General features: G+C 32.8%; 23 protein-coding genes and 2 tRNA genes. 6 read left to right on the top strand and 19 right to left on the bottom strand.

Going from position 1 to position 20,622, the window contains the following annotated elements; genetic code table 11:
• Positions 1-93: 93 nt before the first annotated feature.
• The 4 genes from ACKI67_RS03375 to ACKI67_RS03360 all read right to left on the bottom strand — a co-directional run bounded on the left by ACKI67_RS03375 (position 94) and on the right by ACKI67_RS03360 (position 3,482).
• Positions 94-294, bottom strand: coding sequence for a MoaD/ThiS family protein (locus ACKI67_RS03375; RefSeq protein ID WP_407461981.1), 201 nt, complete (start codon positions 292-294; stop codon positions 94-96).
• Between the two features lie 114 nt (positions 295-408).
• A complete protein-coding gene (locus tag ACKI67_RS03370) occupies positions 409-1,329 on the bottom strand; it encodes a TIGR00269 family protein (protein ID WP_407461980.1) in 921 nt (306 codons plus the stop codon).
• A gap of 67 nt (positions 1,330-1,396) precedes the next feature.
• Entirely contained in the window at positions 1,397-2,557 is a 1,161-nt protein-coding gene (locus ACKI67_RS03365) for a VWA domain-containing protein (protein ID WP_407461979.1), read from the bottom strand.
• Positions 2,558-2,609: 52 nt separating this feature from the next.
• Entirely contained in the window at positions 2,610-3,482 is an 873-nt protein-coding gene (locus ACKI67_RS03360; protein WP_407461978.1) for an AAA family ATPase, read from the bottom strand.
• 398 nt (positions 3,483-3,880) lie between these two features.
• Here ACKI67_RS03360 and ACKI67_RS03355 point away from each other — a divergent pair, with 398 nt between their 5' ends.
• On the top strand, positions 3,881-5,041 hold the full coding sequence (locus tag ACKI67_RS03355; protein WP_407461977.1) for an MFS transporter: 1,161 nt from the start codon (positions 3,881-3,883) through the stop codon (positions 5,039-5,041).
• Between the two features lie 107 nt (positions 5,042-5,148).
• Here ACKI67_RS03355 and ACKI67_RS03350 read toward each other — a convergent pair whose 3' ends face one another.
• Positions 5,149-5,667: a DUF308 domain-containing protein gene (locus ACKI67_RS03350; RefSeq protein WP_407461976.1), complete on the bottom strand. Its 519-nt coding sequence runs from the start codon at positions 5,665-5,667 to the stop codon at positions 5,149-5,151.
• A gap of 225 nt (positions 5,668-5,892) precedes the next feature.
• On the opposite strand from ACKI67_RS03350, the gene ACKI67_RS03345 reads away from it, so the two are divergent.
• On the top strand, positions 5,893-6,696 hold the full coding sequence (locus ACKI67_RS03345) for a DUF389 domain-containing protein (RefSeq protein ID WP_407461975.1): 804 nt from the start codon (positions 5,893-5,895) through the stop codon (positions 6,694-6,696).
• 95 nt (positions 6,697-6,791) lie between these two features.
• Here the strand turns inward: ACKI67_RS03345 and ACKI67_RS03340 are convergent, their stop codons facing one another.
• The 11 genes from ACKI67_RS03340 to ACKI67_RS03290 form a co-directional block, all read right to left on the bottom strand.
• The gene (locus tag ACKI67_RS03340; protein WP_407461974.1) at positions 6,792-8,390 is read right to left on the bottom strand and encodes a dihydropteroate synthase-like protein; all 1,599 of its coding nucleotides are present in this window, start codon (positions 8,388-8,390) and stop codon (positions 6,792-6,794) included.
• Positions 8,391-8,429: 39 nt separating this feature from the next.
• The gene (locus ACKI67_RS03335) at positions 8,430-8,762 is read right to left on the bottom strand and encodes a DUF86 domain-containing protein (RefSeq protein WP_407461973.1); all 333 of its coding nucleotides are present in this window, start codon (positions 8,760-8,762) and stop codon (positions 8,430-8,432) included.
• Positions 8,746-9,045 carry a nucleotidyltransferase family protein gene (locus ACKI67_RS03330; protein WP_407461972.1) on the bottom strand — a complete coding sequence of 100 codons (300 nt, stop codon included), beginning with the start codon at positions 9,043-9,045 and terminating at the stop codon, positions 8,746-8,748. The genes ACKI67_RS03335 and ACKI67_RS03330 overlap by 17 nt, the downstream gene beginning before the upstream one ends.
• A gap of 98 nt (positions 9,046-9,143) precedes the next feature.
• On the bottom strand, positions 9,144-9,983 hold the full coding sequence (locus ACKI67_RS03325; protein ID WP_407461971.1) for a fumarate hydratase: 840 nt from the start codon (positions 9,981-9,983) through the stop codon (positions 9,144-9,146).
• 146 nt (positions 9,984-10,129) lie between these two features.
• Positions 10,130-11,116: a phosphatase PAP2 family protein gene (locus ACKI67_RS03320; protein ID WP_407461970.1), complete on the bottom strand. Its 987-nt coding sequence runs from the start codon at positions 11,114-11,116 to the stop codon at positions 10,130-10,132.
• 257 nt (positions 11,117-11,373) lie between these two features.
• Positions 11,374-11,802 carry a 4Fe-4S dicluster domain-containing protein gene (locus ACKI67_RS03315; RefSeq protein ID WP_407461969.1) on the bottom strand — a complete coding sequence of 143 codons (429 nt, stop codon included), beginning with the start codon at positions 11,800-11,802 and terminating at the stop codon, positions 11,374-11,376.
• 11 nt (positions 11,803-11,813) lie between these two features.
• Positions 11,814-12,314, bottom strand: a complete 501-nt coding sequence (locus ACKI67_RS03310) for a 4Fe-4S dicluster domain-containing protein (protein WP_407461968.1) — start codon at positions 12,312-12,314, stop codon at positions 11,814-11,816.
• 12 nt (positions 12,315-12,326) lie between these two features.
• The gene (gene porB / locus ACKI67_RS03305; protein WP_407461967.1) at positions 12,327-13,193 is read right to left on the bottom strand and encodes a pyruvate synthase subunit PorB; all 867 of its coding nucleotides are present in this window, start codon (positions 13,191-13,193) and stop codon (positions 12,327-12,329) included.
• A 1-nt stretch (position 13,194) separates the two neighbouring features.
• The gene (gene porA / locus ACKI67_RS03300; RefSeq protein ID WP_407461966.1) at positions 13,195-14,343 is read right to left on the bottom strand and encodes a pyruvate synthase subunit PorA; all 1,149 of its coding nucleotides are present in this window, start codon (positions 14,341-14,343) and stop codon (positions 13,195-13,197) included.
• 74 nt (positions 14,344-14,417) lie between these two features.
• Positions 14,418-14,660: a pyruvate synthase subunit PorD gene (gene porD / locus ACKI67_RS03295; RefSeq protein WP_407461965.1), complete on the bottom strand. Its 243-nt coding sequence runs from the start codon at positions 14,658-14,660 to the stop codon at positions 14,418-14,420.
• Between the two features lie 49 nt (positions 14,661-14,709).
• On the bottom strand, positions 14,710-15,231 hold the full coding sequence (locus tag ACKI67_RS03290) for a pyruvate ferredoxin oxidoreductase subunit gamma (protein ID WP_407461964.1): 522 nt from the start codon (positions 15,229-15,231) through the stop codon (positions 14,710-14,712).
• A gap of 593 nt (positions 15,232-15,824) precedes the next feature.
• Between ACKI67_RS03290 and ACKI67_RS03285 the strand changes: the two genes are divergently transcribed.
• Entirely contained in the window at positions 15,825-16,142 is a 318-nt protein-coding gene (locus tag ACKI67_RS03285; protein ID WP_407461963.1) for a transcription factor S, read from the top strand.
• A gap of 175 nt (positions 16,143-16,317) precedes the next feature.
• Here the strand turns inward: ACKI67_RS03285 and ACKI67_RS03280 are convergent, their stop codons facing one another.
• The 3 genes from ACKI67_RS03280 to ACKI67_RS03270 all read right to left on the bottom strand — a co-directional run bounded on the left by ACKI67_RS03280 (position 16,318) and on the right by ACKI67_RS03270 (position 17,792).
• Positions 16,318-17,277 carry a hypothetical protein gene (locus ACKI67_RS03280; RefSeq protein WP_407461962.1) on the bottom strand — a complete coding sequence of 320 codons (960 nt, stop codon included), beginning with the start codon at positions 17,275-17,277 and terminating at the stop codon, positions 16,318-16,320.
• Positions 17,278-17,607: 330 nt separating this feature from the next.
• A tRNA-Thr gene (locus tag ACKI67_RS03275) sits at positions 17,608-17,680 on the bottom strand.
• Between the two features lie 29 nt (positions 17,681-17,709).
• Positions 17,710-17,792 (bottom strand) — tRNA-Leu (locus ACKI67_RS03270).
• A 281-nt stretch (positions 17,793-18,073) separates the two neighbouring features.
• On the opposite strand from ACKI67_RS03270, the gene ACKI67_RS03265 reads away from it, so the two are divergent.
• The 3 genes from ACKI67_RS03265 (at position 18,074) to ACKI67_RS03255 (ending at position 20,468) form a co-directional block, all read left to right on the top strand.
• Positions 18,074-18,241, top strand: coding sequence for a 4Fe-4S binding protein (locus ACKI67_RS03265; RefSeq protein WP_394350204.1), 168 nt, complete (start codon positions 18,074-18,076; stop codon positions 18,239-18,241).
• A 49-nt stretch (positions 18,242-18,290) separates the two neighbouring features.
• Positions 18,291-19,082 carry an adhesin gene (locus ACKI67_RS03260; protein WP_407461961.1) on the top strand — a complete coding sequence of 264 codons (792 nt, stop codon included), beginning with the start codon at positions 18,291-18,293 and terminating at the stop codon, positions 19,080-19,082.
• Positions 19,083-19,145: 63 nt separating this feature from the next.
• Positions 19,146-20,468 carry an oligosaccharide repeat unit polymerase family protein gene (locus ACKI67_RS03255; protein WP_407461960.1) on the top strand — a complete coding sequence of 441 codons (1,323 nt, stop codon included), beginning with the start codon at positions 19,146-19,148 and terminating at the stop codon, positions 20,466-20,468.
• Positions 20,469-20,622: the final 154 nt, after the last annotated feature.

Genomic DNA, 20,622 nt, shown 5'->3' with positions numbered 1-20,622 from the left:
TTGAATTATTGAAAAAAAGTATTGGACTATAAAAATTGAAAAATATACGAAAAAGATTATTAAAAAAAGAAAAAATAGATTAAAGAGGAAAAATTATCCTCCATAAATGATTTGAATAAACTCTATTGCATCACCATCTTCAATTGATTCCTCATCTATAACAATTTCACCATTCTTTTTGGCTACCATAGTTTCTGAAGATAAATCCAAATCATCTAATAAATCTTTAATTGTCAATTCACCATCAATTTCTCTTTCTTCTACCTTATCTTTAATTTTTAATGTAAAACTCATAAAAGCACCTTATAGTTTTTTTATCCCTTCACTGATAATATGTAAATCATCATATTTAAATTATAACAATTGTTAATAATCATGAATGATTTAAAAAAAAAATTAACTGAAAGATTATTTGCCTAATTCCTCTAAAAAGGTACATGCTCTGCATAACCTATTTGAAGATGGCTCTCCACATCTTTCACATCTGTCATATTCATAATCATGAGCCAGTTCCTGACGAAGAGCTGGCCTTATCTTATCAAATCCCCTAAGTGTAGAATACATTATTGTCGGATGGTCTTTACTCAAGTCCTTCAGAATATTGGAGATTTCCATCCTGAATGATTCCTGAGCATAAGGACAACCAGCCAAATGAATATCCAGACCCTTTGCAAGTGCATAGAGACCTATTTCCTTTTCAGGAATTTCTCTAAGTGGCTTGATTTTTACTGTAAACATTTCACTGTTAGATTCTGTTTTAGGACCTATTGTTGCCAAATTCTCCATATTTCCTTCAAGGTAATTCATTAAAATAGCTTGAGTTTCATCATCAAGATTATGACCTGTAGCAATCTTTGTCGCTCCAAAATCACGTGCAGCCCTATTTATTATCCAACGCCTAAATACGCCACAGTAAGTACAGGATCCTCTATGACCTTCTCTCTTCATTATTTCATCCAAGTCAATTCCAAAACTTTCCTTAAATGAAACAACCTTATGAGGAATTCCAAGTCTTTCAGCATGTGCCTTTGCAATTTCAACTCCTTCCTCTCTGTAACCTGCAATTCCTTCATCAATGGTTACAGCACATAATTCAATGATATGTCTTTTAACATATGAATTGAGAATTTCAAGAGTCACTACACTATCCTTTCCTCCAGACAATGCAACCAAAACCTTATCTCCCTTTTCAAGGAATTTTTCCTTTTTGATTGTTTGCTTGACCTTCTTTTCAATGCTTTCAATAAAACAATCCTTACATAAGGCCTGTCCAGAAGCTTTTCTTTTTATAATCACATTCGGATTTCCACATTTAGTACAAGATCCCATATTAAAGTCATCCTTTTTTAAAGTAATAATAATTTTTTATATTCATTTTAACTAATCGGTTTTTAAATTACATATCCGCTACAAATTCCGCCAATTGATTCAATGTGCTAACTTCATAAACTTGAGCACCTGCGCCTCTATACAATGAAACGCAACTGTCAACAACATCCCATTTCTTCTTATCCTCAGGGTTTAGAATAACTACTTTCTTAGCCATGCTTGACATTTGGGAAATGAGCTCTACACTTGCAGGTATTCCATTTACCTTAGGACCTGCCCAATCTCTGCAATCAGACAATAGAATAATATAAGACTTATTGCTTATATCCGCCTGCTTCATGAAGGATTCAAATGCAGTGAACATATTGGATGTTCCCCTAACCATCATATTACGCATACGGAGCAATCTGATTTCAGCAAAAGCATTAACCATATATTTTTCTTTTAGAAATTCAGTTGTTTCAATTGTCTTATTGTCAAACTCAAACATTCTTGAGTCTTTGAATGTCTTTTGACATGCAAACATAAGCATGAAAAACCAACTGCTGATCCATTCACAGGAACCGCTGACATCATTCAGGAACAAATGCTGTTTTCTATGAGGTTTCTTCTTAACATGAACAAGATCAATCGGCACACCGCCATATTTCATGTTTTGCCTCATGGTCCTTCTCATGTCAATCTTGTTGGAACGAGCCAATCTCTTTCTTCTTGACTGCTTGTTTGCAATCTTTCTTCCAAGTTCCACACATAATTCAAATACACGTTCATCGTATTTGTTAAGCTTAGACAAATCACTGTTTAGAATATCATTATCTCTTGCAAGATCCTTGTCCCTGTCTTCAAGGATAGGTCTTCCTGCAAAGTATTCCATAGCCTGTTCTGCACCCATTTGGATTTGCTTTCCACCTTTTCCCTTCTGCATGGTGATTTTCCATTCATGCTGTGAAAGCTTTCCCTTCATGGAATTTGGCCTATAGGACCTATTCAGTTCATCAGTCAAATTCTTTGTAACCTTTTTAGCGAAGAATCCATCGAAAGACTCATTGAATTTAGGGATGTCATACTTGCTTTTGACATAAATTGACCTGAACGCATCCTTCAAGAGACCTACATCATCTTCTCCCAAGAGAGCATATGCCTCTATTGCAGACTGGGTAGACCTAATGCTCACAGGCATTCCCTTTTTTCTCAAATCATTTGATAATCTTACGATTTTCTCTTCCATATTAAAACCTTAAATAACTTTTAGAGCGCAGAAAATTAAATTTAATTTTAATCTAATCGTTCATATATTCATTTCTAAAGATCTCTTTGATTACTTTAGCCTTGTCCGGTTCTGTCTTGATAGCTACTCCAACACTGTCCTCAAGTGCGGCATCAACATTCTTATAATCTTTATCCAAATGCATTACTGAACTTACCCAATCAATTGAAGCTCTTACAGATGGTTTCTTATTTAAGTTGAATGTTCTGATTCTATGAACCATATTAACAACCTTTTTAACTAAACCACTGTCTGCATTTGGCACTCTAGCTTTAACAATAGCCATTTCACGTTCAACTGAAGGATATGAAATGTATAAGAACAGACATCTGTCCTTTGTCTCTTCAAGCAAGTTTCTTTGAGCATTTGAAGTAAGCATTACCATCAAATCATTTTGAAGGTCAAAAGTGCCTAAATCGTTAACAGTAATCTGCTTTTCACCTAAAGCCTGAAGCAGGAAACTTTCAACTTCTTCATCCGCCTTATCGATTTCATCAATGAGAAGAAGTGATGGCTTGTCATTCATAAATGAGGTTAAAAGTGGTCTTCTGATAAAGAAATCATCTTCAAATATTGACTCTTCACCTTTTTGGCTACCTTTGAATGCTTCCAAATGGAGCAATTGCTTTTGATAGTTCCATTCCCCTACAATCTGTTCAAAGGTGATGCCTTCATAACATTGAATCCTGAAGAATTCCCTTCCTAAACATTCAGAAACAGCCTTTGCAAGCTCTGTCTTACCTACTCCAGGAGGTCCTTCAATCAAGATCGGCTTGTTTAAAGATAAGGATAAGAATACGGAAGTGCTGATTTCATTATTGGAGATGTAACCAGTGCTTTCTAACTTTTTTCCTATTTCTTCTATGGTTAATTCTTCATCTGTCATTTAAAAACCTTTTTTAGTTAATTAAAAATAAATATAAAATTAATCTTTTAAAAATAATTTTTTATATTGAATTTTATATACTATATTACATAGTATATTAAATATTTGTTTAATATATATAAATAATTTATTGTTTTATAATATTAAAACTAATAAGAAGATATTCTCATATAAAAACAAATTATATTAAAATTACAATTCCATCCTGTGATAAAATGAAGATGAAAAAAATAGTTGCATGGTTCTTTGTTTTAATTCTCCTATTTGGAGGAGTTTGCATTTGTACAATGTACATATAAACTTAAAGATATTAACTATATATAACATGTGTTATAAATAATAATTATACAAATATAATGAAAATATACAATACTTATTTTTACAAAGGAAAATAAAATATGAAAACCAATCCTAAAATACTTCTCTATATTCTAATGATTTCAACACTTGGAATAAATACACCCTTAAGCATTGTTGGAATCATATCACAAATAGCTGAGTATTTCAATACATCAATAGCCATTTCTGGACTTTATGTAAGTTCATTTACATTTACAATAGCTATATGTGGATTGTTCATACCTATTTTATTTTCAAGATTTGAGAGAAAAAGAACATTCATAAGCATTCTAACCGTATTTGCAATATCAAATATAGCGATCATATTTACAAAAAGCATATACATTGCATCTTTTTTTAGAATATTGTCTGCTGTATTCTATCCTGCATTCATTTCAATAGCTCTTACCGTTTGTGAAGAGATAGCTCCAAAAGGCGAGGAGCAGGATTACATTACAAGGATACTCCTTGGAATATCAGTTGGAAGCATCATAGGCCTGCCTATTACAACAGGTCTTGGAACAATATTCGGCTATCAAGTGGCTATGACTTGGATCTTTCTTATAAATTTCATAACTTTGATTCTCATAATCATATTCTTCCCAAGAATTGAAGGAAAATCAAAATCATATGAAATGCCATTTTCATCTCTTAAGTCAAAGGAATTCATTCTTGCAACAGTTGGAATAATCATGATGCCTATAGGTGCAAGCATAGTCTACAATTATCAACCATTATTCTTACAGGTAGTCAGCCATGTCTATACCTATAAGTTAAGCATATTCCTATTCATCTACGGATTGTTTTCAATATTCGGCACATGGCTTGGAGGAAAACTGATAGCCAAACATGATAAGGCAACTCTCATCATTTTCCAATTGGTGTGTGGCGGAGTCTTTGTACTTCTTTACCTATTTGCAAATTATCTTATTCCAGTTCTTATATTGATTCTGATATTCGGAATACTTGATGGAATGGGATACAATCTTATCCAATATATTGAAGCTTCTGTTATTCCTGACAGCCCAGAACTTGCAAATGGAATATTCTTAAGCATTTTAAATGGAGGAATAGCTTTGGGAATTGCAATAGGTGGATTTTTAGTGGATGGATTCGGAATAATGTCTATCTTTATCGCTGGAGTATTATTCTTGCTTATTGCATTCATCATGATGGTTTATGTTATCAAGGTAATGAAAATCCCTCTAAAATACTCCTAAAAAAGGATAAGTTTCTCTAAATGAATGAAAATAAGAATAAAAGTAGAATATGAAAAAAAAACGTTTAAAAAAAGTTAAGAGGAAAAAATTCCTCAAATTTGAATTAATTAATTGCCTTCGAAACTATCAATCTTATCAAAAGCGCCGCCTACAGTAAAGTAGAGCACTCCTCTAACGATTAAAACAACACCTACTAAAACTACGATAAGTAATGGGTCGGTTATTGCGAAAACACCTAAGAAGAATGCAATGATACCGAGAATCAATGTCAATACAGATCCCCATTTGGATAGGCCTTCACCATAAACAATACCGAAAATACCTACAATCATCAATATGATTGCAATTAAATAGAAGTTGTATGCTGTAAGGAAAGCTAATGGAGCTAAATCAACAAAGAACAAGAATCCTAATAGTATCAATAAAAATCCTAACAATACTTCAAGCACTGACCTGCCAGTAGCAACACTCCATAATGAAAATGCATTAAAGATCAATACTAACCCTAGGGATATTAAACTTAATCCTGCAATTATAGAAACTACCCCTGCACTTACCAATGGGTAGGCTATAAATATAATACCTAATAAAATTAATAAAATTCCTAATAATTTTGTATTATTCATTAAATCACCAGTTTTTAATTTATATGTAATGATATTTATATCTTTTTTATAAACATTCCCCAAATCTATTAAATTGAAAAATAACTATAAAAATAGGTAAAATTTTACATGAAATTGTGAAAAATTTCATGAAAATTATAATTAATTAAAACGATTAAGTTAATTAATATTAAAGCCAAATACATTATATGAACGAGAATTTTTTGGAGATAAGGAACTGATAGTATGAGATTGAGAGAAGAAAATGAATCAATAAAAGAACATTTAAGAAACGAAAATGAATCAATAAAAGAACATTTAAGAAAAGCATTTTCATTAAAAGATGATTCCGCATCACATGAAGAGATACGTTCACGTCTCTTGGATGGTGGAATAATTACAGGAACCAATTTGTGTGTATTGGTATGTGCAATGGTAATCGCATCTGTAGGTCTTAATATGAGCTCTACTGCAGTGATTATCGGTGCAATGTTGATTTCCCCTATTATGGGAAGTATTCTTGCTTCAGCATATGGAAGCGTATCAAATGATTATCCTGTACTTAGAAACTATGCAGCAGGTTTTGGAATGCAAGTTGCAATCAGTATTGCTGCAGCAACAATCTATTTTTTCCTCTCTCCAGTTAAAGAGCCAACAGTAGAATTGCTTGCAAGAACAAGCCCAAGTTTTTATGATGTGCTTATCGCATTCTTTGGTGGACTTGCAGGTATTATAGGACAGACAAGAATCGATAAGACAAACACTGTTATCCCTGGTGTTGCAATTGCAACAGCATTGATGCCTCCATTATGTACTTGCGGATATTCTATTGCAAACGGAAGATGGGACATGCTCCTTGGAGCAGGTTATCTCTTTATAATAAACGCTTATTTCATTTTCCTTGCGGCAACAATTATCTTAAGCGTATTGAAAATACCAAAAATGAAAGAATTCACAGAAAAAGAATGGAAAGTACGTCGTTTCATAATGATTCGTAATACAATAATTCTTGCGATACCTAGTATAATAGCTGTTTACTATATGCTTTAGAAATTGTTGTAAAATAAGAAAAATAGGGAGGTATTTCTATGCCTCCTAAAAAATCAATACTAATTTTATATTTTTTTAGAATCTTAAAAAATAAACTAATTTTGCTTGATAAACTCTTCAGGATCTTTAAACAAGTCAAAGTCTTGAACATACTCTTTTCCAGTGAGCATTGCAATCTCCGCTTTTTCAAGCTCTTTACCAAGATATGCAGCATGGTCCAATCTGGTTACAAGGCCCTTTTCAATAATCTCTTCATAGATTTCACTGGCTCTTTTTCCTTCAAAGCTTATTGTTGGCTTTGTCTTCTTGAAGTGAGTAGCAACAATATAAGAATCCTTAACGCTTATTGCATGTTCCACTCTGATCTTAAAGCTTCCTGCCTTATCCCTTACAAACTTGATTGGTGCATCCTGCTTGACTATAGGAACATTCTCATTCTGCTTCAAGTCAAACCTTTTCTTCTTGTCCTTGAATACAAGAAGGTCAACACCTAAATCCTTTGGAATGGATTGTCTATTTTTAGCTAAAAACATCATTTTAGATGCAATTGCCAATTCCCTTACACTTCCATGGGTCTTACCACTTTCTTCAGGAGTGAAGAGTATGCTTGCGCCAAGCTCCATTGCAATTCCTGCAAGAACTGCATTTGCACCTACAGAATCTGTATCCATAAGCTCAATAACATTACCTATACCAAAGAACATTGGCTTCTTGTCAACTTCATGGAAATCATGGAATGCAATTATTGAATCCACAAGGCTTGAACTGTTGACAGGGTCTAAAATCAAGTCGCAGACCACTTCAAGGCCATCGAGATTTGAAACCAATTTTTGCATGGATTCAACCCTTTCTTTAGGAGTGTGAGGCACATATCCTTCAGAGAAATTAGTTGGTAAAATAACTGCAGGAACATTCTTTTCCTTTAATAAAGGCAAGATTTCCTTATAGTTACCATTATCTAAACTTAAAACCATATCAATTCCATGTTTTACTGCAGCTTCAATCTCCTTTGGATTCAATGTATCAATACTTAAAGGCCTATCGCCAACAATTGGTCTTAATGTATCAATCAAATCAGGAATCTCATCAGACCTGTCTTCACCTGCAATCATACCAATGTCTATCATGTCAGAGCCGGAAGCTACAAAGAATTCTGCCTTTTTAATCAAGTCCTCTTTTGATAGGATAGGCGCACTTGCAATCTCAGACAATACTCTCATTGGGAAATCCTCACCAACAGGCAAGTTTCTTACAAGAATATTGTTTTCCTTCTTGAGAAGCTCATCTCTTTTTTCAATATCATTCTCAAAGTCTTCGATGAATTTCAATGCTTGCTTCTTTTTTTCCTCTATTATCAATTTATCAGCAGGAGTTGACTGTGAGAGCTCTAAATCATCGACAAGGTCTAAAACCATAGCCAAGTCTGCAGCATCAGTTGATGCCTTATAGCAAGGAATATTGAATTCTTCTGCAATGAGGAATGTATCTTTTCTTATTAAACCTGGAACTAATATCAAATCAATATCATCTAATCTATCTTCAAAATGCTCATGGATTTCCTTGATTATTTGATTAGGAGTTAAAAAAGCAGCTACTTGTGTCTCTGCTATATGCACCACTGTTTCCTTTTTTGATTTTTCAGCCATTTCCTTTACCAATGGATAGGCCAAGTGCCCGGTTATAATAAGTATCATAAAATTCTCCCATAATAAAAAAAGTAAAATATCATTCATTTATAAATTTTCAAGATATTGTTTAAGATAAGGCACATCTTCTTGAATGGTTTCCCATATAATTTCATCAATAACAGATTCATAGTTATGTGCATGTATATTTCTCATACCAACAATCTTGCTCCAAGGAATGCCAGAATATTTCAATTTGAATTCATCAGATAATCTTCCAATAAATTCCCCAATATGTATAATGACTGAAGAGCAAGCATCCTGGAATTGAATATCAGATAAATATATCTCTTTATCATTACCAAAACGATTAACATGAGCTTGCATACGATTGCAGTAAAAAATAATGCTTTCAACAGTCTTCTTATCTTTCTCGTTCATACAATAAGACCTCATCCTCTCTAATGGCATTTAAAAACTTTTTATTGGAACTTCCTTTAGATACCAAATCGACATGACAGTTGAATTCCTCTTCCAAATCCTCAACTAGGGACATGTATTGAATTAAACCCCTTAACTCCCCTTTATCCATAACGAAATCCAAATCACTATCTTCATTTGCATTTCCTTTTGCATAGGAACCGAAAAGACTGATGCTATTAATACCATATTTCATAACAATTGGAATAATTCTTCTTTGAATGTCTTCAACAGTAAATACCATCTTAATCACCTCAGAGGAAATAAATTTTACGAACATTTTGCTTAATGTTACTATAAATTTTATAGATATTAAATCTTTTGAAAAAAAATAATAAAAAATTAAATATCTTCTAATCGGGCTGTTGCATGTCTGTCTGCCCAACATTGGATTACTACACCAACTGGAAGCCCTGCAGTATGGGTGTCCATCTTCAAGATCTTTACATCAAGTGCAGTTGTTCTTCCTCCAAGACCCATTGGCCCTTTTCCATCCTTATTGATTCTTTCAAGACATTCAAGTTCCATTTCAGCAATTGTTGGGTCTGGATTACGCTCTCCAACCTTTCCAAGAAGTGCTTTCTTACCTAATTTCAATGCCATATCAGAACTTCCGCCGATTCCAACACCTACTACGATAGGAGGGCATGGCTTACCTCCTGCCTTAAGTGCAGTTTCCACAACAAAGTCCTTGACGCCTTCGATTCCTTCAGCAGGAAGTGCCATCTTAAGGGCATTGTTGTTTTCACTACCGAATCCCTTAGGCATGATGGTAAATTCTATGTAGTTTTCGTCTATTAATTCAATATCTACAATAGGCACTTTATCTCCTACATTGCCTGAGTTCTTTCTGGTAATAGGATCAACCACATTTGGTCTAAGTGGAACTTCTGCAGTTGCTTTTGCAACTCCTTTCTTGATTGCCTCATAAAGATTTTCAACATGAACTTTACCAAGCTTTACAAAAATTATAGGGAGACCTGTATCTTGGCACATCGGAATTGACTTTTCTTCTGCAAGTTCAATATTCTTCAAGATAGCTTCAATATTTAGCTTACCTAAGTCACTATCCTCACGTTTAAGAGCATCTTCAAGTGCGCATTTGACATCATCTTGAAGAACGATAGCAGCCTGTTTGTATAATTGATAAATGGTATCTTCAATTTGTTTTTCTGTTATCATAAAATCACATAAATTGAGTTAAAGAGAAATAATTAAATTTTAAATTTTAAATTTTAAATTTTCTAAATAATATAATAAAATATTTAATTTATTTATTTAAATAATTTATTAAATTTATAAAAAGAAGAAAATGTAAAAAAAATAATTTAATTTGTCTTTATATTATTTCTCCGTTTTTGGAAGAATTTAATAAAGAATGGCACCACCACTATGAAATAAACAGGGAAAATAAAGTAAACTATAAAACTACTGACTTGTTTAGCAAATAATGGAGCGATATTAGGGCCAATAAAATAATATAAAAGTTCCAATCCTATAGCTCCCCCTATTATTCTAGCAATCTTAGAATCAACTGAACCATCAGTGGAAAAATTGATGAATCTTCTTTCAATTACCCATGAAAGAAGTATTCCAATTGAAAATCCTGCATTCTTAAATGATTCGAGAGCCATTTTAGCAGGGTCTACAATTAATTTGCCTGCAGCATCATAATCCATTGGATAAGCCTTATATGTAGAGTATAATATTAAAAGAATTGAAAATATAATACCTGCAATCAAAACCATTAAGTCAAAGTTAGGATTGTCTTCATATCTGTCAAATGCCTTTCCGACTATTATTAAAACGATGAAAGAGAATATGAATCCAAAGACCATATCCAAAACTGAGTGAACTCCAACATAAAGACGGCTAAAGCATATGATTAAAAAGCTGGCTATCAACAATGCCTTTAAGCTATTTACAATATTTTTCTTTTTAAGCAAGACACCTGCAAACAACACGGTTGAACTAGTTGCATGCCCACTAGGAAATGAATATCCTGTTGCATCTGGCAATGCATCTTCCAAAGGATGAATGTTTGGATCAATAACCCAAGGCCTGTATATGCAAGCTGCAACTTTAGCAAATGCATCCACTATACGTGCAAAAGACATTGATACCAATAGGTATTCACCTAATTTCTTATCAAAGCACCAATAGATTACGGCTATAAAGAATAGAATTATAGGTAAGTTTCCAAAGTATGTGCAAGTCATGAAAAAATCATTAAAGATGCCTCCACTAGCCTCACGTAAAAATTGTATGTATAATAAAACACTGCTAGTTAAAATAAAATCCTCTCCTTTAAACAATAAAAATTTATTATATTTTTAAATATTTGCATTCTAATAAGATTTTAAGATTAATCTTTTTCTTTAAATTCTTATTGATTGATGATATAAAATCATATCTATAAAAAATATTTAATAAATTTTTATATAAAAAGTAGAGTTTTAAAAAATTTAAAAAAAAAATAGTTTAAAATAAAAAATAGTTTAAAATAAAAAATAGTTTAAAAATAGTCTAAAATAAAAAAAAGAGAATTTTTAAAGAAATTAATCTTTAAAAATTACTTGAGTAAAGTTTGAATTTTCTTAAATCCTTCGGATATTTTATCCTGTTTATCATGAATTATCTTTTCTGTATCATTTGTGAGTGCATGAGTCGGACATGCTTCAACACATTGTTGAGTGTCATAATCTGCACAGAGATCACATTTGGTAGCCTGACCTATCTCATTAATGGTGACGGCTCCAATGGGACATACACTATGACATAATCCACAACCAATACATTTATCCTGCTTGATGGTAATTGCTCCACCTAAAGCTACAATAGCTCCTTTTGGACATACAGCAAGACAAGGTGCTTTTTCAGGACTGCAATGCATACAGAATAAAGGGACTCCATCATGAACACGAATTGCATTGTTAGGACAATTACGTTCACAAAGTCCGCAATCTACACAAAGTTCTGGGTTAACTTTTAATTCATCCATATTCAACACCTCTATTCTCCATCCAATGGTTTTCTAGCTCTTGTATCAGTTGTAATTACACTGAGAAGACCTCTCTTCTTAGCTGGTTTATCCAAGCCGTAGATTTTTTCAATGTGTTCCCTTTGTTTCCTTTTAATGACATTAGTAATGTCATGAACTGCAATAGCTCTTTTGGAACAAGCGCGAACACATGCTGGGCCTTCCTCTCTTTCTGCACAATGATTACATTTGTGAGCATTGCTGTATTTAATGCTGATTGCACCAAATGGACAAGCCATTGCACAGAAACCACAAGCAATACATTTAGTAACATCTACTCCTAAATTGCTCATTGCACCTGTTGGACAAATTATCTCACAAGGAGCATCCTCACATTGCTGACAACGAATAGGGAAATAGGAACCGTCTAATTCATGAATAGTGATTCTAGGAACTCCATGGACTCCTTCACATGCTTTTTCGCAATCTAAGCATCCATCACATAATTCATTATCTACTACTAATTTCTCCAATAGAGACCCTCCTTAGATACCTAATTCTTCACATTGATTGTCAACGAATTCTTGGATTTCATTAATTTGTTCTTCTTTAAGATGTCTGAATCTTTTTTGAGCAGATAAGTATTCCACTACAGGTCTTCTTTCTTGAGGTCTGTAAGTTACTCTGAATTCACCGTTTTCAATTTCAAATAATCCCCATGCACCGGTTTCAACTGCAAGTCTACCTAATTGAATGGTCTGTTCAGGTTTGAATCCCCAACCGGTAGTACATGGTTGATGTAAGTGAATGTAAGCAGGACCTTTGGTTTCAGCTGCCTTTTTGACCTTTTTCATAAAGTCTTCAGGATATGAAATTGATGCTGTAGCAACATATGGAATTCCATGAGCTGCCATGATGAAAGCCATGTTTTTCTTAGGCTTGTCTTCACCGAAACTTAAATTACCTGCCGGGGAAGTGGTGGTTGATGCACCGTAAGGGGTAGCTCCACTTCTTTGAATACCAGTGTTCATGTAAGCTTCGTTATCGTAACAGATATAAGTTATATCATGACCTCTTTCCATTGCACCGGATAATGATTGGATACCGATATCAGCTGTACCACCGTCACCACCGAAAGCAACGACATTAACATCTTCCTTACCTTGAGCCTTCAATGCTCTTTCTACACCGGAAGCCACTGCACCTGCATTTTCAAAAGCAACGTGGATCCATGGGACTTCCCATGCTGTTTCAGGATAAGGGGATGTCATAACATCTAAACAACCAGTTGCACAAGCAACGACAGTGTTTTTGCCTAATGCCTTAAGGGCAAGCCTTACACCAATAGCTGCTCCACAACCAGCGCAACCTCTGTGACCTGGTGCCAATAATTCTTCTTCAGGAAACTCCATCTTATTCATCCTCCTTTAAGCCTAACCAAGTAACTTCTTTTACTGGATTTTTAGTTAATTCTACAGCTTCTTCAATGTATTCAGGAATAACGTCCCTTCCACCTAATCCTAAAATGAAACCGTAGGTTTCTTTGTGACATTTAGTTTTCAAGTCTGCGAAAAGAGCTCCACCAATACCAAATGAGAAGTTTTTGTCAAGAACTGCCAATTTATCAGCGTTTTTGACGATTTCATCAATTTCCTCGAATGGGAATGGTCTGTAGGATCTGATTTTTAATAAACCTACCTTTTCGCCTTTTGCTCTAAGACCATCAATTACATGTCTTACGGTACTTGCCATTGAACCCATACAGACTAAAATAATTTCTGCATCTTCACATAAGTATGGTTCAACTAAACCGTATTCTCTGCCGAATTTTTCACCGAATTCTGCACCAACTTCCTTGATTACTTCCATAGACTTATCCATAGCCACTTGCATGTCATGTCTTGCTTCAGTATAATATTCAGGGTCAGCGAAGTTACCTAATGACATTGGCCTTTCAGGATCCAAGTATGCAAACTTAGGCACATATGGTTTGAGGAAAGTATCCACTTCTGCCTGTTCAAGCAAGTCTACTGGCTCGACAGTGTGGGTTAAAATAAATCCGTCTAAACATACCATTACAGGTAACATGACATCCTCATGTTCAGCAATCCTATATGCTTGAAGAATAGTGTCGAATCCTTCTTGAGCATTTTCCACATAAAGCTGTATCCATCCTGCATCTCTTTGTGCGATGGAATCTTGTTGATCGTTCCAAATGTTTAATGGAGCAGATATTGCCCTGTTCGCATCTGCCATTACTATTGGAGCTCTCATACCTGCAGCTGCAAACAATATTTCATGCATTAACATTAATCCTTGAGATGAAGTAGCAGTAAATACTCTTACTCCTGCTTCAGAAGCTCCTAAAGTAGCACTTATTGCACTGTGTTCTGATTCTACTCTAATATACTCTGCATCCAAATCACCATCTGCTACGAATTGTGCAAGGTATTCGGATATGGTAGTTTGAGGAGTAATAGGGTAAACAGGAACAACTTGTGGTTTAGCTAACTTTACAGCTTCAGCAACTGCTCTATTTGTTGTCATAATTTCTTTTGCCATAAAATTTTCTCCACTCTTATTTTTTATCAATGATAGACATTTCTATCCAATTATCAACATAATATAGAATATAATTATTCTATTTCCATTTTAATAGCTTGAACTGGGCATTCTTCTTTACAAATACCGCAACCTTTACAATAATCATAATCGATGTCATGGTCCTTGTTTACGCATCCTTCCGGACAGAACATGAGACAGTTATTGCAATCTACACAAGCATCTTTATCAAGGATTGGTTTAAAAGTTCTCCAACTCCCTGTTTTGTTCTTACGTGTACTTCCAGGTTCACTAATTGCACATCCAATAGAAACCATTTAATCACCTTTCATAAATTAATTCAATTTTATAATCTTTATTACAGCCTTAAGCCATATCATAAGCTTTTTGAGCTGCCACTGCGTTTTTCTCTCCAATTGGACCTGGGAAAGTTTCCTTAATTACTTCAATAAGTGAACCGATACTTACTTCACCGGTCTTCTTAGCAAAGTATCCTAAAATAATGGTGTTTACAATGTTCACACCTAAAATTTCAAGTGCGATGCCTGTTGCATCAACATCAAATACATCGTATTTTTCAGATTCAACTTTCTCATGGGTATTTATAATAACTTCACCATTTTCCTTCAATCCAGAATAAACATCAACAACACTTAAAAGACCGTCATCAAGAACTATCACATGATCAGGGTTGTAAACCTGATATCTTAAATTGATAGGTTCTGTGTCGATTCTGGTAAATGCCATAACAGGAGCTCCTCTTCTTTCTACACCGAAGAATGGGAACGCTTGAGAGTATTTACCATCTTTAAATGCTGCCTTTGCCAAAATTTCTGCTGCAGTTACAGCACCTTGTCCTCCACGTCCGTGGAAGCGAATTTCAATCATTGATATTTCCTCCATTCTTTCATATACTATAATTTTTAATATACATTGTATATAAATATGTTGATTTATCATGATAAATTATTACAAATTATTAGGAATTTCAAAAAATTTTTAATACTAAATGATATTTTTTTAATACTTATGGAAATTATATTTTGAAAATCCATATTATAGGAATAGCTTAAAATGAAAAAAAACGTATTTTTAAGTCAAGCTACCTAAACAATTGATACAAATATAAAAAAATATAATATAATAAATTATATAAGTGGAAATTTAGTGAAAAAAACATTAAAAAACTAAAGATTTATATTATAGGAAAATTATAAAGAATTTAGTAAAATATCCTAAATGGAAATATAGAAAAATCATTTAAAAAAATGATAAAATTTTTATGAATCTATGATAAAAATATGGAAAAATTTAATAAACCCCATGATAAATAATGATGAATTATGATAGATTTATCATGAAAAAGTAGAAAAAAGTTAGAAATTATTAAAACTTTTAGAACAAATGGATAATAGACTTTTTTCAATGATATTTTATATTTTTAAGAATATTTCTAAAAAATCGAAATTTGGAGACAAAAAATGAGATTCTGTCCAAACTGCGGCAAAATACTGATACCTGATGGCAATCTGATCAGATGTGAATGCGGATATGAGGATAAAATATCCGATGAAGACATTGAAAAGGAGTATCAGTTTGAAGGAGAGAGAAAAAAGGAGCTCGAAGTTATTGTTACAGACAACAATAATGTCGCTTTGCCTACAAAAGAGATCACATGCTATAAATGTGGAGGAACAAAAGGATATTGGTGGACAGTCCAAACAAGGTCTGCCGATGAGGCTCCAACCTATTTCATCAGATGTGCCAAATGTGGAAACACATGGAGAAGGTCCAATTAAGGCCAAACTGCTTTTTGAAAAAATAAAATAAGTTAATATAAAACTTATATTAATTAAAAAAATAATTAATTAAAATAAATTAATAAAAAAAGTTTAAGCTTTAAAAAAAAGAGATTAAGGAAAATATGATTTTCCTTTTTCTATTATTTCTATTATAATATTTTTACTTCTAATTTTATTGTTGCTCATCAATTATATACATATCCTGATACTTATCATCATCCATACCATTAGCGGATTTCACTTTTTTCAAGATTCTTTTTCTTATAGGATTATCCGGATCTTCAGGATTGTTTACTAGAATCACTTCCTCTTCATATATTGGAGGGCGATTTTGAGTCTGATCTTGGTATTGATATTGATTTTGGTCTGGATATGGGTTTTGAATATTGTCTTGATGATCAATATCTATTTGAATAGAGTCCTGTTTATCTGCATCTGGTTGATTTCTGAATCCTCTTCCTTTAACTGCAGGACCTCTTTTTACAAATGAAGTATCCACTTTTCTTGCATGAGGTTTTACATGCTTATGGTTCTTTACAAACTCATTGTTTTTGAAATAATCATTATCAGAAGATATTAAGATGTTTATGATAACAACTGCTAAAGTAATTACAACAAAGAATGCAAAGAACATGTCAAATCTTGCAAATATCATATAAAATATTTTTGAAGTGATGTCAGTTACATCCATCAAACCTCTTAAAAGCAATAATACTCCTAAAATCAATACAACAGCACCATTCCTTTTATCGATGTTATTTGAATTAAAGAAAGGGTAAGCTCCTAAAACGATTAAACCAAGTCCCATTAATCTGAATAAGTTGTTAGCCACTGCAGATTCTAAAAAACCAAAGATCATTTCGAATCCATAATGCAATGCGGATAGGGCAAATATCAATTCTATGATTCCTATGACCACTAATGGAAATATATACACAATTTCATTAGCCAGCTTAGGTTTTCTAATTGCACCTTCATCATATTTCTCTTCTGAATAACCTGTAAGCAATTGATAGAGAAATGAACTTAATACTGATCCAATGATGGTACCGGAAACTCCTAAAACAGAAGTGAATAATGCCACTGTTCCAGAAATAAGTGCTGCCATCATTACATTGAAATGTTTAACCAAATTACCACCCTCATTTAGTTTCAAATTATAGTTTCAATAAATTATAGTTTCAATAAATTATAGATTAAAATATTTTTCAAGTTTATAGTTTTTTAATTTCTGAACATAAAATATAAACGTTCTAGTATTTAAACTAATTGATTTTTTATAAATTAAAATAAGAAAAACTAATCATTCGATTATAAAAAACTTAAAGGTGCTATCTAAAAGATACCTTATGATACCTAATTTTGATACCTAATGATACCTTAAATAGACTAATTAAAAAAAAACAACTGAGTTGTAAAAAAAATAAAAAAAACTAATTAATTGAGATTAATTAGAAAAAAGAGCCTTAGGGGGGATTCGAACCCCCGACTTCTACCTTACCAAGGTAGCGCTCTACCGGCTGAGCCACTAAGGCAAGTAAAATCGAGAAAAATTTTAAAAAAGTGCAAGGGAAGGGATTCGAACCCTCGTAGGTCTACACCAAAGGATCTTAAGTCCTTCCCCTTTGGCCGCTCGGGAACCCTTGCATAATAATTACAACAATATTATTTTAAACTTTATGATATATAAAGGTTGTGGATATACAAAAATAAGAGGAAAAAATACGAAATAAAAACTTAAAGAAATGCTTTGGAGCACTAGTTTTTTGATAATTTATAAAAAATTTACAAAATTATATAAAGATAGAATATTATAATTTAAAATAGTATTAAATAAATTCAATAATTTATTGATGAAATGAATTTCTTTAATAATTATAATATATTTGCTTTGACAAAATTCATAAAAAAGTTTATGAGGCGATAAATTGATCGTAATTGATTTGGATGAATGCGGAGTATGTGAAAAATGTATACCTGTCTGCCCAAAAGACCTAATTGAGAAAAAAGGGTACACAATGGTCATCAAAGATGGCTGTGACGATTGCGGCATATGTATGGATATGTGTCCTTTAGGCGCAATATACGAAGAATAAGCTTAAATCATTAAATTAAAGAAAGAAGAATAAAGAGCTAGGTTAAATCATGAAAAAATCAGGATTTTTTAACAAGATTACAATTATTGACATTCTAATAATAATTTGTATAATCGGCGCAATAGGATTTGCCGTTTACCATATGGTAGATGATGGTTCATCAAATGCTTCAGCCACTTCATTTGACTATTCAACCAATGCCAAAATACTTGAAACCTATTTGAACTATTACCATAATGGAAATAAGGTAACAAGCACAATTGTTGGAACCGACTCAAGCACTGGTGAAAAGGTCAAGATAACTGGGGATGTTCTATGGCTTGGAGAAAGTGAAAAGGACAAAGTCAATGTCCTAATAGACAATAACGGCAAAAAAATGATTGCAGGTTTCTATAAGGATGTGCCTAATGCAGACATATTCATCGAACAGATAAGTTTAGAAAGCAATGGAGACCAATATGCAAATGTAACAGACATTAGCGTTTCTCCAAAAAACATCCAGAACATTGACGAATTGATTAGTGGCATTCCTGATGAAACAGAATATGAAATCAGCACAGCAATTGCCATAGACAACTTAGACAATGTTAAATATCAAAAGTTATTGAATGCCTTAAACAATAATAAGAAACCTAGCATGGTTTTAGGCATGGGCCAGAATAATATACTTGAAATAAATAGGGCAAGAAGCAATGACTTTGAAATAGCTAATAAAGTATTGGGAGAATTCAACGGCGAGACCAGCCAAATACAAATTAGAATCTATAATTGCACTCCTGAAGATATAAAAGCTATTGAATCATCCTACAATGTCTTGAAAATGGCAAAGGTCAGTCAATAAATGGACTAAACTAAAGACCTGGAAATATTACTGATAAATTTTAAAAATTAATAACGTGAAAATATGAGCTTAATATATTCTATAACTAGCACAATCACTAGGGATATAGAAGATATACTTAGAAAATCCTTTTTATTTACACTTATTTTCAATATACTTGGGTTTTTTGAAAAGGAATGGTTAAACAGTTATTTAAAGAGCCTATATCCTAACGAAAAATTCTTGTCTATCTTCAATAAAAGCAGAATATTAAGGGAGGAAATATTTTCACCTCTTATCGTTTTAGTAACTTTTACACTATTTTTACTCCTTGCTACAGATCCTGTATCAAGGGATTTGCAGATTGTAATAATCATTGCATTCATCAGCTTTTTCATAGGATCAACAATATTACCAAGATTTATCCTAAACAATCAGAATGCAGAAGACAATAAAGACAAAGATATAATCAATACAATCCCATTATTTGACACAAAAGATGTATATTCAATAGGTTTCTGTCTCACTTTAGTGGGAATAGTATTCTTATTCATAAGCATTGCATCTGTTGGAGGGGTGCCTTTACTTAAATCCTCTTTAAGATATTCCCTTAAGCCAATATTTACAATGCCTGTCTTTTTAGTTATTCCAGGAATAGGATTGATAGCTTCACACTACTTAGACCAGTTCAAAAAAGGCAAAATCAGCCGCAGCCAAATAAGATTCAGATTCCTCTTATTGACAGCAATTGGAATCATTACAGTTCTTGCACTTGAATACAGAACACCTATCATTGCAATTTTGCTAATGATGATAATCATTGGATATTACGGCAAGATCCTATCTGTTTGGGAAGTTATTTTAGGTGCATTGATTGGAGTATGTGCAATTATGGGAATAGGTTATTTAAGGTCATTGAATGAACTTGCAATCAGTTCAAACACAAACATGTTCTCAACATTGGAATCAAGAGCTAACTTTACAATGCATGTATTGAACCTATTGAATCAGATTTCAGGCAATTTCGGAATCCTAGGTGGTAAGATGCTTGCAAGTTCAATGCCTGGAAGCGACCTTGGACCAAGAATGCTGGTGGGTAAGCTAATAGCTTGGAGAACAGAAGTTACCGTAACCCCTACATTATTAGGTCAGATGCTTGTGGATTTCGGCAAAGTTGGTGTCGCAGTGGAGATGTGCCTGCTTGGATTCATCTTAGGAACTGGATATAAGATCATTAAAATCACACAGGATTCATTTTATATTGCAATATACAGCATAATTTTAACTTACTCCATAGTTGGTGTTGAAACTGGAATATTGGATATACAAGTCCTATTCTATTTCTTTATCATATCATTTATCTATTTGGCAGCTATCCTAAAAGATAAAGGTATGAAAATCTATTAAATAAATTAAATTATTTATTAATAAACTACTATTTTTTAAAAAATTAATAAAAAAAATCAAAAAACTTCCTAGAGTAATATAAATAAAAAAAATACTCTTTTCATTAAAATAATAAAAATAATAAAAATAAAAAAATTTAACAAAAAATAAGAAA

Source organism: Methanobrevibacter sp. (genome assembly GCF_045577275.1).
Lineage (GTDB): Archaea > Methanobacteriota > Methanobacteria > Methanobacteriales > Methanobacteriaceae > Methanobrevibacter.
The sequence above is the reverse complement of the archived record's forward strand: the minus strand, read 5'-3'. Positions and strand labels throughout refer to the sequence as shown.